Source organism: Luteibacter sp. 9135, assembly GCF_000745005.1.
Lineage (GTDB): Bacteria > Pseudomonadota > Gammaproteobacteria > Xanthomonadales > Rhodanobacteraceae > Luteibacter.
Genome location: NZ_JQNB01000001.1, coordinates 937,520 through 949,887, shown reverse-complemented (window position 1 = coordinate 949,887; position 12,368 = coordinate 937,520). Strand labels below are relative to the sequence as shown.

Sequence of the window (12,368 nt, the reverse complement as noted above, 5' to 3'; positions counted from 1 at the left end):
CACGCGTCACCGGCACCTGCGAGGGCGCCGGTGACGCGACCGCAGGGACATCGCGCGTCCGTTGACCGGGCGCGCCAGGCGTTCCTATATTGCGAAGCCTTTTCCGCACGGATATCCCCATGCAGTTCCGGTCGCTCCTCGCGCTGTGCCTCCTTGCCGGCCCTGGCCTGGCGTCGGCCGCCGACCTGACGGTATCGGCCGCGTCCAGCCTCACGGACGCGTTCCGGGCGGTAGGCACCGCTTACGAAACCGCCCATCCCGGCACCCACGTGGTACTCAATTTCGCGGCGTCCGATGTGCTGCTCAGGCAGATCGCCAACGGCGCGCCAGCGGATCTCTTCGCATCGGCCGACCAGACGGCGATGGACAAGGCCGTTGCCGCCGGCGCCATCGATATCGCCACGCGACGGGACTTCGCCAGCAATCGCCTCGTGCTGATCGTTCCGAAGGATGCCAGCGTGCATGTCGGTTCGACGGCCGACCTGCGGCAGTCCACGGTCAAGCGCGTGGCCTATGGCGATCCGGCCTCGGTGCCCGTGGGTCGTTACACCCAGGCGGCGCTGCAGCAGCAGGGCCTGTGGGACGCGGTATCGGCCAAGGGCGTGCTCGCCCAGAACGTGCGGCAAAGCCTCGATTACGTCGCGCGAGGTGAAGTGGACGCGGGCTTCGTCTTCGCCACCGACGCCACCGTCATGAAGGATCGGGTGAACGTCGTCGCCACGGTACCGACGCCGCGCCCCATCCGCTATCCCATCGCCGTGGTCGCGGGCACGCCGCATGCGGCCGAAGCGGCGTCGTTCTCGGCGTTCGTGCAGTCGGCCGATGGTCGGCGCATCCTGGCGTCGTTCGGCTTCCAGGCGCCCTGAGGCAACGTGGGAGCCGCCTGGATTCCCCTGGCACTGTCGCTCAAGGTGGCGCTGTGGGCTACCGCGATCAACCTCGTGCTCGGCGTCGCGGTAGCCTTCGGCCTGTCCCGCTGGCGTTCGCCGGCACGCGATGTCGTGGATGCGGTGCTGACCCTGCCGCTGGTGTTGCCGCCCACGGTACTCGGCTATTACCTGCTGGTGCTTCTCGGCCGCCGCGGCCGCGTGGGCGCGTGGCTGCACGAACGGGGAATCGATCTGGTGTTCACATGGCAAGGTGCGGTGATCGCCGCCACGCTGGTTGCGTTCCCGCTGGTGCACAAGGCCGCCCGTGCCGCCTTCGAGGCGGTCGATCCGCAACTGGAAAGCGCCGCCCGCGTTCTCGGCCTGCGCGAGGCCGCGGTGTTCTTCCGCGTGTCGCTGCCGCTGGCTGCGCGCGGCATCACCGCCGGCGTGCTGCTCGCGTTCGCCCGCGCGCTGGGTGAATTCGGGGCCACGCTGATGATCGCGGGCAACCTGCCGGGGCGCACGCAGACGCTTTCCGTCGCGATCTATACCGCCGTGCAGGCCGGCGACGATCGCTCTGCCGCCCTGATGGTGGCGGTGACGTCAGTGACCTGCGTGGCCGTGCTGCTGCTCGCCGGCCGGCTCGCCCCGGACCCCGTACGGCGGATGCGCCCGTGACGGTCGACGTGGCACTGCGCACGACGCTGTGTGCCGACGAACGTCGCTTCACGCTGGACGTGGCGCTGCGGTCGGACCACCGCCGCATCGTGCTGTTCGGTCCTTCCGGTGCGGGCAAGAGCCTCACGCTGCGCGCCATGGCCGGTTTGATCGTGCCGGAGGCCGGTCATGTGCGTGTCGACGGCCGCACGCTGTTCGATGCCGGCACCCGCGTGAACCTGCCCCCGCGCCAGCGCGGCCTGGCTTACGTGTTCCAGGACTACGCGTTGTTTCCCCACCTGACCGTGGCACAGAACATCGGTTTCGGGCTGCGTGGCGGCTGGCTCAATCCGTCCCGCCGGGGCCCGGATGCGCGCGTGGAGCGCTGGCTGGCTGCGTTCGAACTGGCCGGGGTGGCCGACAGCTACCCGGCGCGGATCTCCGGAGGCCAGCGCCAGCGTGTGGCGCTGGCCCGCGCGCTGGCCACCGAACCGAAGGGCCTGCTGCTGGACGAGCCGTTTGCCGCGCTGGATCCCGCGCTGCGGGGCCGCATGCGCGACGAACTGCTGGCCGTGCAGGCCCGGCTGGACCTGCAACTGGTGGTCATCACCCACGACCCCGCCGATGTGGCGGCGCTGGACGGTGACACCTTCGAACTGCGCGAGGGTCGTGTGGTCGGTCGGTCACGCCCATCCTCGTTGTCGTGGGATCATGGCGCCTTTCCCGGGCAGCGTCCCATGGCAGAGTAACGCGGTGACGCACACCCACAACGAACCACCCCCGGAGCACGCCACCCGCCGCGCGGCCAAGTACCTGCTGGCGGCGTTGTTCGTGGGCGTGGCCGCCTTCCTGCTGCATCGCTACATCGCGCGGATGTCCTGGCACGACATCCGCGCGGCCCTCGAGCGTATCCCGCGCTGGCATGTCCTGGCGTCCATCGGCGCCACCCTGGTCAGCTGGGCCTGCCTCACCGCCTATGACGTGTTCGCCGTGGAGACGGTGGTGCCGGGCGGGGTATCGATGCGGATGAAGATCTTTTCCGGCGCCACCACGCACGCCATCTGCAATGCCCTGGGCTTCCATGCCATCACGGGCACGGCGCTGCGCTATCGCATGCTGTCCACACGCGGGGTGGGCGCCGCCGACGTGGCGCGCGTGGTCGGTCTGGTCGGCTTCGCGGTGGCACTGGGCTTCGCCTCGGTCACCGCGATCGCGCTGCTGCTCGAACCATCCATCGCGCACGGCTGGGGGCGTTGGCCGGGTGTCGCGCTGGTGATCCTGTTCGTCGTCCTGCTGCGCTGGCTGGCGGGCAAGCACGACGAGCTGACCGTGGGGAAGTTCTCCACCCCGGTGCCGTCCGCGCGCTCCGCCGGTGCGCAGATCGCCATCGGCACGCTGGAAATGGTCGCCGCCATCGCCGTCATGTACTTCCTGCTGCCCGTCGACATCGCCGGCAGTTTCCTCGACTTCGCGCCGATCTACGTCGGCGCCATCCTGGCGGGCATCATCAGCAACACGCCCGGTGGCATCGGCGCCTTCGAGGCACTGACCCTGGCGGCATTTCCGCAGGAACAACGCGCCACCGTGCTCGCGGCGCTACTCGCCTACCGGGTCATCTACGGGCTGGGCCCGTTCGTCCTCGCCTCGCTGGCGCTGGGTGGCTTCGAGGTGCGTCGTCGTCGCGCCCGGGGCGTGGCATGACCCGCCGTGTGCCGCGGCTGGCCCTGGCCGGGTTGCTGCTGGTCCTCGGGGCGTGCGCCGTGCCCCATGCCCGCCGCACCGACGTGCTGTTCTGGAACCAGCCGCAACGCGAAGCCGCCTTCCGGGCGATGGATACCCATTACGCAAGCAACGTCGTCCACCACGGCACACCGTATCCACTGCCTGCCGGTACGCCGCTGCATCCGCGCTTCGCCGACGGCACCACGCTCGAGCGCTACATGGCCGACCACCACGTGGCCGGCATCATGGTGGTCCAGCACGGCAAAGTGCGCCTGGAGCGCTACGGCCTGGGTGCCGGACCCGCCACGCGATGGACGTCGTTCTCGGTCGCCAAGTCGTTCACCGCCACGCTGGTCGGCGCGGCCCTGCACGACGGAGCCATCCACGACCTGGACGACAAGGTCATCCGCTACATCCCGGAACTGGCCGCGGGCGCGTACCGCGACGTCACCGTGCGCCAGTTGCTGACCATGACCTCCGGCGTGCGCTGGAACGAGGACTACGCCGATCCCGCCTCGGATGTCGCGCGCATGTACGAAGGCACGCGCCAGCCCGGCGTGCCCCTGCTGGTCTCGTACATGTCCGCGCTGCCGCGCCAGTTCGCGCCCGGGCAGCAGTGGGTCTACAAGACCGGCGAAACCGATCTGGTCGGCATCCTGGTCACGCGTGCCACCGGCAGGACACTGGCCGCGTACCTCGCCGAGAAGGTCTGGGAGCCGTATGGCATGGCCAGCGACGCGTTCTGGCTGAAGGACGACGTGGACGGGACGGAAGCCGGTGGCTCCGGCGTGTCGGCCACGCTGGGCGACTATGCACGCTTCGGCCAGTTCCTCCTCGATGGCGGCAGGGCCGGTGGACGGCAGGTGCTGGACGACGGCTGGCTGGCGGACGCCACGGCGACGCATGCCGGCATCGGCGCACCCGGTCGGGGCTACGGCTACCAATGGTGGACCTACGATGACGGCGGCTATGCGGGCATCGGCATCTTCGGCCAACTGCTCCATGTCGACCCGGCGCGAGAACTGGTCATCGTGCAGCTGGCCGCATGGCCCGTTGCGACCAGCGATGCGGAGGCGCTCGCGCGGGCGGCGTTCGTCAGGGCCGTGATCGCGGGGGCGGGCGACTGAGCCATGCCGGGGGCGTAAACTGTGCCGTCCCCCACCGATCGCAAGGCCCATGCCATGGCCCTCACCTGGAACGACCTCATCTGCACGCCCGACAAGGACGCCATCGACGCACTGGCCGAATCCTGGGCGTGGCGCATCGGCGACGGCTATACCCCGCTGTTGTTCACCGCCCTGGGCGACCTGTTCTACGAGGCGGACGAGGGCGGCATCTTCTGGCTCAACACCGGCACCGCCGAACTCGAGCGCGTGGCCGAGAGCGTGCCGGGCTTCAACCAGTTGCTGCGCGAGGAAATCGCGGACGAATGGCTGCTGCCGTCGCTGGTCGAAGCGCTGCTGGAGGCTGGCAAGGCGCGCGCCGAAGGCGAGTGCTACACCTACGTCACGCTGCCCATCTTCGCCGAGGGCGAGTACACCGTCGACAACCTCAACCCCGTGCCGGCCATCGAGCATTTCGAACTGACCGGCTCGGTCCTGCAACAGATGCAGGACCTGCCCGACGGCACGGCAGTCAAGATCGACATCACGCACTGAGCGCGGTGTCGAGCGCCCAGCGCACACCATCCGCCTCGAAGCAGAGCGTGGAGCGATCGCCGGCCTCGCCGCCGAGGCAGCGTTCGATGAAGCGGCTGCCGAAGCCGCGCCCGACGGGGACACTCACGGCCGGGCCGCCTCGTTCCTTCCATACCAGCCGGAGGCGCTGGCCGCCGGCTTCCACGCATGTCCGCCAGGTGATCGCGACCCGGCCCGTGTGGTTGGACAGCGCGCCGTACTTGACCGCGTTGGTCAACAGCTCGTGCAGCGCCATCGTCAGGGTGACCGCCATCTCCGCGCCCACGACCAGGCAGGGCCCTTCCAGGCGGATGCGCCCGCCGCCGGGGTCGAGCGGGGCGCAGGTGGTGGCGACGAGGTCGCGCAGCGGAACCGTTTCCCATGCGTTGGTGACCAACTGGTCCTGCATCGAGGCCAGCGCGCGCAGCCGGCCGCCGAAGCAGGCGATCGCGTCGGCCATCGGCCGATCCGCGCGGAAGGTCTGCTCGGCTATGGCCTGCACCACGGTGAGCGTGTTCTTCATGCGGTGGTTCAGGTCGTTGATCAGCACGCGCTGGCTGTGCTGTGCATCACGATGCTCGGTGATGTCCGTGCCGCTGCTCCAGTAACCGGCCAACACGCCGTGGCGCGTGAAGGGCTCACCCTTCGCGGCGATCCAGCGATAGCTGCCGTCGCGCCGACGCAGCCGGTAGTCCAGTGCATACGGTTCGCACGCGTCGAAGGCTCGGGCAAAAGCGGCGACGTGCCGGTCCCTGTCTTCGGGGTGGATGCCGTCGATCCATCCGCTGCCTGCTTCCTCGGCGATCGAGCGACCGGTGAATTCGAGCCAGGTGCGATTGAACCAGTCGTCGCGGCGATCGGCGCCGGTGCGCCGGATCAGGATCGGGGCGACCTCCGCCAGTTCACAAAAATCCGGCTCGTCCGCGCAGCGGGCGCGGTCGAAGGGAAGGGTGGCGCGCTCGCTCATCGTTATTCACCGTCGCTGTCCGCGCGTCGCCTTGCTCCCCCGGCGCGGATTGTCCATGGCGGCCCGGCTGACATCCGTGCAGTCGCACCGTCCGCTCATGTGCGAGCGGACGGCGGCACCATAACGTAAGGCTTTTACGCACGATAGGAGCGCACGCGCTGGTCGTGAACATCATCACGCCCGCACGAATGCGCTCGTTTTTTCAGAATTATCCTATTGCCACGCTGCCCGTATTGGCATGTTGCCCGACAAACGCCCGAACGCAGGCGCCGTTATGCCAGAATCCGGTCGCGGCGGTGTCATCGGGCACGCGCAGGATGGACCAGGGATCACGTAAGACACCCGGCGTGCCGCCTTCACGGCGCGCGGGCAGGGGCGTATCCGCCGTTACGGGCTGGGCTGCCGTCACTCATGCAAGGGATGGGAAGGGAACCATGGATCTGCTTCGTTTCATCGTGATGTTGCCCGTGCGCCTGGTGCGTGGCCTCTTCTGGCTGCTCGGCCGCCTGATTCGCCCCGTGTTCGGCGACATGGCCTGGTCGGCGCCACGTTGGATTCCCGCCACCGGCCAAGCCGCGCGCAGCCGGCCGCTGGCGTTCACCGCCACGGTCGCCGCCGTGCTCGTGGTCGCGGCCGGGGCCTGGTTCGGCTGGCACTGGTGGGAAAACCGGCCGAAACCGGCCGAGCCCAACCGCATCACGTTCGAAGCGCCGGCGCCGGTCATCAGCGACTACGAGCATGTCCCCGCCACCATCCATCCGCTGACGGTGACCTTTTCCGGCTCGGCCGCACGGCTGGAGTCGCTGGGCAAGCCGGTGACCGACGGCATCGCGATGGACCCGAAACTGCCCGGCCAGTGGAAGTGGGAAAGCGACCGCGTGCTGACCTTCACGCCGGCCAGCGACTGGCCCGTGGGCCGCAAGATCGAGGTCAGCTTCGACAAGGCCAGGGTGTTCGCGCCGCAGGCGGTACTGGCCGACGACCATTTCAGCGTGTCCACCGCGCCCTTCGCCGCGCGCGTCGTCCACAGCGAGTTCTACCAGGACCCGCAGGACCCCACGCGCAAGAAGACCATCGTGCAACTGGGTTTCAACTATCCGGTGGATTCGGCCCAGCTCGAGAAGCGCCTTTCCCTCGACCTGCGCGAGAAAAACCAGAAGCGTGGCAGCGACCTGAAGTTCTCGGTGACCTACGACGAGCACCGCCTCAACGCCTTCGTCCACTCGCAGCCGCTGCAACTGCCGCGGGACGACGGCTCCGTCGGCCTGACACTGGACGACGGCGCACGCAGCAGCCGTGGTGGCGACGGTACGCAGAAGGCACTGGAGACCACGGTACGCATCCCCGGGCTGTACAGCCTGAAGCTGGACGACATGACGGCCACGCTGGTGGACAACGCCCGCTTCGAGCCCGAGCAGGTGGTGGTGATGAACTTCGGCGGCCCGGTGAGCGATGCCGAACTGGGCAAGCGCCTGCATGCCTGGCTGGTGCCCGACGACGACAAGTACGGTGACGTGTCGCATATCGGTGAGGCCGACCTGCGCGGTTTCACCGCGCTCAAGCCCGACATCGTGCCGACGGAGACCGACTGGTCGGCGACGCAGAGCTTCCGCTACCACGCCCAGCCCGGCCAGCGCATCTACGTGCGCGTGGACAAGGGCATGAGCGCGTTCGGCGGTTACCTCATGGCCGCACCGCAGGCGCAACTGCTGACCGTGCCCGATTACCCGCGCCTGCTGCGTTTCATGGCAGACGGCTCGCTGCTGTCGCTCAGCGGCGACAAGCGGATATCCGTGGTCTCGCGCAATATCCCCGGCATGCGCGTCGAGGTAGGCCGCGTGCTGCCCGACCAGTTGCAGCACCTGGTGTCGCTCAACCAGGGCAGCTACACCAAACCGGAGATGTACGGCTTCACGCCGGACGACATCGTCGAGCGTTTCGTCAGCAAGGTGTCCTTCCCGCAGGACGAACCGGGCAAGGCCCATTATGAAGGGGTCGACCTGGGCCAGTACCTCGCCGCCGGCAAGCGTGGCGTGTTCCTGCTCAAGTTGTCCGGCTACGACGAGAAGGCGGAGAGGGAAGCCCGCGAGCGCCGGGTGAAGGCGGCACGCGAAGCGGCCGCACGCGACGCCGGCGCCGATGCCGATGCGGCGGCCGCCGAAGCGGCCAGGGACGACGCCGCCAGCCACGCGCCCTACGACTGGCCGAAGGACGAGCGCCTGGTGGTCATCACCGACCTCGGCGTCATCGCCAAGAAGTCGATGGACGGCAGCCAGGACATCTTCGTGCAGTCCATTCGTAGCGGCGCGCCGGTCGGCGGCGCCTCGGTGGCGGTGATCGCGAGGAACGGCAGCACCTTGTTCACCCAGACCACCAGCGCGGATGGCCTCGCCCACTTCGCCAATCTCAAGGGCTTTACGCAGGAGAAGGCGCCGGCGATGTACGTGGTGCGCCAGGGTGAGGACCTGTCGTTCCTGCCGGTCAGCACGTATGACCGCACCCTGGATTTCTCGCGCTTCGACATCGGCGGCGAGCCCAACGCGCACAGCCAGGGCCAGCTGTCCGGTTATCTTTTCTCCGACCGCGGCATCTACCGTCCCGGCGATCTCTTCCACATCGGCATGATCGTGCGCGCCAACAGCTGGACGCGCAGCGTGGCCGGCATGCCGCTGATCGCCGAGGTGGTCGACCCGCGCGGCACCACCGTGGCGCAGCAGGCGGTGTCCATGGATGCGGCCGGCTTTGCCGAGCTGGACCACACCACGGCCGAGACCTCGCCCACCGGTAACTGGACGGTCAATCTCTACATCGCCAAGGACGGCAAGCCGTATTCGCAGATCGGCAGCACCACGGTGCAGGTGAAGGAATTCCAGCCGGACCGCATGAAGGTTTCGGCAAAGCTTTCCACCGCGGTGGCCGAGGGCTGGGTCAAGCCCTCGCAGCTGAAGGCGATGGTCGACGTGCAGAACCTGTTCGGCACGCCGGCGGCGGATCGTCGCGTCGAAGGCTCGCTGACCCTGCGCCCGGCTTATCCGTCCTTCCCCAGCTACAAGGATTACCACTTCTACGATATCCGCCGGGCCAAGGAGGGCTTCGAGGAAAAGCTGGCCGACGCCAAGACCGACGACAAGGGCCATGCCGAGTTCGCGCTGGACCTGTCGCGCTACGCCGATGCCACCTATCAGCTGTATTTCCTCGCCAAGGCCTATGAAGCGGAAGGCGGTCGCAGTGTCGCCGCCGCCACGCAGGGAATGGTGTCGTCCAACGACTGGCTGGTCGGCTACAAGGCCGTCGACAACCTGGATTACGTGAGCCGTGACGCCACGCGCACGGTCAACTTGGTGGCCATCGATCCCACGGCGAAGCGGATGGCCCTGAACGGGTTGAAGCAGGCGATCGTCGAGACCCGCTTCGTTTCCGTGTTGACGAAGCAGGATTCCGGCGTCTTCAAGTACGAATCGAAGGCGCGCGAGACGGTGATCTCCGAAACGCCGCTGGCGATTCCCGCCACCGGGCTGGATGTCCCGCTGCCCACGGACAAACCGGGCACCTTCGCGCTGGTGATCAAGGATGCGCAGGGCAAGGAGGTCAACCGCGTGAGCTGGTCCGTGGCGGGCGAGGGCAACGTGTCGCGTTCGCTGGAGCGAAACACGGAACTGCAGCTCACCCTGTCGAAGAAGGACTATGCGCCGGGTGAAGCGGTGGATCTCGCCATCCGTGCCCCGTACGCGGGCAGTGGCCTTATCACCATCGAGCGCGACAAGGTGTACGCGCATGCGTGGTTCCATGCCGACGCGACCAGCAGCGTGCAGCACATTACCGTACCGGCCGATTTCGAGGGCAACGGTTACATCAACGTGCAGTACGTGCGCGACCCGTCGTCCGACGAGATCTTCATGAGCCCGCTGTCATTCGGCGTGGTGCCCTTCTCGGTCAACATGGACGCACGGCGCAACGCCATCGCGGTGGAATCCCCGGCGCTGGTGAAACCGGGCGACACCGTGACCTTCCACGTCACCTCCCCCAGGCCCACGCGTGCGGTGGTGTTCGCCGTGGACGAAGGCATCCTGCAGGTGGCCCACTACAAGCTGGGCGATCCGCTGCAGTATTTCTTCCGCAAGCGCATGCTCGAGGTGTCCACCTCGCAGATCCTGGACCTGATCATCCCGGACTTCCAGAAGCTGATGACGATGGCGGCACCCGGCGGTGACGCGGACGGTGCCATCGGCCGCCAGCTCAACCCGTTCAAGCGCAAGCGCGACAAACCGGTGGCGTACTGGTCGGGCATCGTCGATGTGGACGGCGCGAAAGACCTGACCTACAAGGTGCCGGATTACTTCAACGGCAAGTTGCGCGTCATGGCGATCAGCGTGTCGCCGGAAACCATCGGCAGCGTCGAGGGCGCGACCACCGTCCGCGGTGACTTCGTCCTCTCGCCCAACGTCCCGACCACGCTGGCACCCGGCGACGAAGCCGAGATCAGCGTGGGCGTAGCCAACAACCTCACGGGCCTGGGTGGCAAGTCCGTGCCGGTGGCGGTCACCCTGAAGACGGGCCCGCAGCTGCAACTGGTCGGCGACGCCTCGAAGACGCTGAGCCTGGGCGAGATGCGCGAGGGCGTGGCGATCTTCCGCGTGCGCGCCACCGACACGCTCGGCTCCGGCAACCTGACCTTCACCGCCGCGGCCAGCGGCAAGTCGGCGAAGCAGTCGGTGGATCTCTCCGTGCGTCCGGCATCGGCCATGCGCACCGACCTCGCCTTCGGTCGCGTGGATGCGCACGGCCGTGCCGATGTCACGCCGCTGCGAGACATGCACGCGGAATACGCCCGTCGCGACGTGGCGTTCTCGTCCGTGCCGGTGGTGCTGGCCCGCGGTTTGGCGGCCTACCTGGTCGACTTCCCCCACTACTGCACCGAGCAGGTCGTCAGTGCGGCCATGCCGGCGCTGGTGCTGGGTAACCGGCCGGAGTTCGGCGACGTGAAGCCGGCCCGCATGCAGGGCGACACCGCGCCGCCGGCCGACCCGGTGGCTGCGTTGTTCGACGTGCTGCGCGCCCGCCAGAACGGGCAGGGTGGCTTCGGCCTGTGGACGGCCACGCCGGACACGCAGGCCTTCGTCACCGACTACGCCGTGCACTACCTGATCGAGGCGACCGACCGCGGCGTGGCCGTGCCGCGCGACATGCTGTCCGCCGCGGACAACGCGCTGCGGCAGATCGCGGCCGACGACAGCGGCGACACGCTGGCGCAGATGCGCCAGCGCGCCTACGCGGTCTACCTGCTCACGCGCCAGGGCAACGTCACCACCAACGATCTGGCCGCCGTGCAACGGCGCCTGGAAGAGGCGTATCCCAAGGTGTGGAAGGGCGACCTGGCCGCGGCGTGGCTGGCCGCGTCCTACCAGCTGCTGCACCAGGACCGGCTCGCCGCCGACCTGATGGCCCAGCCGCGACGCCTGCTGGGCCGCAAGCCGGCCGACGAGGCGTACAGCTACGCGGACTATTACGACGCCCCGGTCCGCGACGCCACGGTGTTGTACCTGCTGGCCAAGCACTTCCCGGATCAGGCGAAGTCGCTGCCGCCGGAAACCCTCGACGCGCTGGTGCGGCCGCTGGCCAAGGGCCACTACAACACGCTGTCCTCCGGCATGATCATCCTGGCGCTCGATGCCTGGGCGAAGGAAACCGGTGGCGACATCGCCAGGCTGTCGATCGGTTCGGTGGCCGCCAACGGCACCGTGACACCGATCGGTACGCCGCGCGGCGTGCTGCTGGATGCGCACTGGCCGGCCGCGGCACAGCGCCTTCGCCTGGTCAACGATGGCGACAACGCCGCATGGTATGGCGTGGCGCAGGGGGGCTTCGATCGCAAACCATCGGCGGACACGCGCAAGGACGGCCTGGAGATCACCCGTAGCTACACCGACACCAAGGGCAAGGCGATCGACAGCCTGGCCACGGGCGATGAGATCGACGTCCATGTGCGCATCCGCTCCACCACCAACGCGTCGGTGTACGACGTCGCCATCGTGGACCTGCTGCCCGGCGGCTTCGAGCCGGTGCTGCAGACCGCGCCACCCGCCGATGCCGTTGCCGCCGATGCCGTCGCGCCCGGGCCGTCCTCCGACGAGGACACGACGGACACGGCGGATAACGGCGATGCCACGGAGGCCGACAGCGGCGAGGGCCAGGCCGAAGGGGAGGGCGACGGTGATGACACGCCGGCGTGGCGCTCGCCGATCGGCAACCCGGAATCCACGTGGAAGCCGGACTACGCCGACGTGCGCGAGGATCGCGTGGTGGTGTACGGCAGTGCGAGCACGGACGTGCAGGAATTCGTCTACCGGATCAAGGCGACCAACGCCGGCCGGTTCACGATCCCGCCAGTGTTCGCCGAGTCGCTCTACGACCGCGGTACCCAGGGGCGGGCACCCGGCGGCGGTACGCTGACCGTTACGGCCAAACCGTGAGTGGTGC

General features: G+C 68.4%; 8 protein-coding genes. 7 read left to right on the top strand and 1 reads right to left on the bottom strand.

All coding sequences use genetic code 11. The features are described 5' to 3' along the window. Positions 1-119 precede the first annotated feature (119 nt). The 6 genes from modA to FA89_RS04225 are packed head-to-tail and all read left to right on the top strand — an operon-like array spanning position 120 to position 4,906. Positions 120-866, top strand: a complete 747-nt coding sequence (gene modA / locus FA89_RS04250; RefSeq protein WP_036138518.1) for a molybdate ABC transporter substrate-binding protein — start codon at positions 120-122, stop codon at positions 864-866. A gap of 6 nt (positions 867-872) precedes the next feature. Continuing rightward, positions 873-1,547 carry a molybdate ABC transporter permease subunit gene (gene modB, locus FA89_RS04245; protein ID WP_036138516.1) on the top strand — a complete coding sequence of 225 codons (675 nt, stop codon included), beginning with the start codon at positions 873-875 and terminating at the stop codon, positions 1,545-1,547. Then, a complete protein-coding gene (locus tag FA89_RS04240) occupies positions 1,544-2,275 on the top strand; it encodes an ABC transporter ATP-binding protein (protein ID WP_051938519.1) in 732 nt (243 codons plus the stop codon). The genes modB and FA89_RS04240 overlap by 4 nt, the downstream gene beginning before the upstream one ends. Before the next feature lie 4 nt (positions 2,276-2,279). Next, positions 2,280-3,227, top strand: coding sequence for a lysylphosphatidylglycerol synthase transmembrane domain-containing protein (locus FA89_RS04235; RefSeq protein WP_036138513.1), 948 nt, complete (start codon positions 2,280-2,282; stop codon positions 3,225-3,227). Further along, a complete protein-coding gene (locus FA89_RS04230) occupies positions 3,224-4,375 on the top strand; it encodes a serine hydrolase domain-containing protein (RefSeq protein WP_036138510.1) in 1,152 nt (383 codons plus the stop codon). Before FA89_RS04235 ends, FA89_RS04230 begins: the two co-directional genes overlap by 4 nt. Before the next feature lie 54 nt (positions 4,376-4,429). Continuing rightward, on the top strand, positions 4,430-4,906 hold the full coding sequence (locus tag FA89_RS04225; protein WP_036138507.1) for a T6SS immunity protein Tdi1 domain-containing protein: 477 nt from the start codon (positions 4,430-4,432) through the stop codon (positions 4,904-4,906). Here FA89_RS04225 and FA89_RS04220 read toward each other — a convergent pair. Beyond that, entirely contained in the window at positions 4,896-5,891 is a 996-nt protein-coding gene (locus FA89_RS04220; RefSeq protein WP_051938517.1) for a sensor histidine kinase, read from the bottom strand. The two genes, FA89_RS04225 and FA89_RS04220, sit on opposite strands and share 11 nt — an antisense overlap. Positions 5,892-6,325: 434 nt before the next feature. Between FA89_RS04220 and FA89_RS04215 the strand changes: the two genes are divergently transcribed. Further along, complete coding sequence (locus tag FA89_RS04215) at positions 6,326-12,361, top strand: alpha-2-macroglobulin family protein (RefSeq protein WP_036138505.1); 6,036 nt, start codon at positions 6,326-6,328, stop codon at positions 12,359-12,361. The last annotated feature ends 7 nt before the right edge of the window (positions 12,362-12,368 follow it).

Excerpts from the sequence above, each read along its gene's own strand:
- FA89_RS04220 (WP_051938517.1), bottom strand. The coding sequence starts at position 5,891 with ATGAGCGAGCGCGCCACCCTTCCCTTCGACCGCGCCCGCTGCGCGGAC.
- FA89_RS04215 (WP_036138505.1), top strand. The coding sequence starts at position 6,326 with ATGGATCTGCTTCGTTTCATCGTGATGTTGCCCGTGCGCCTGGTGCGT.
- FA89_RS04225 (WP_036138507.1), top strand. The coding sequence starts at position 4,430 with ATGGCCCTCACCTGGAACGACCTCATCTGCACGCCCGACAAGGACGCC.
- modA (WP_036138518.1), top strand. The coding sequence starts at position 120 with ATGCAGTTCCGGTCGCTCCTCGCGCTGTGCCTCCTTGCCGGCCCTGGC.
- FA89_RS04230 (WP_036138510.1), top strand. The coding sequence starts at position 3,224 with ATGACCCGCCGTGTGCCGCGGCTGGCCCTGGCCGGGTTGCTGCTGGTC.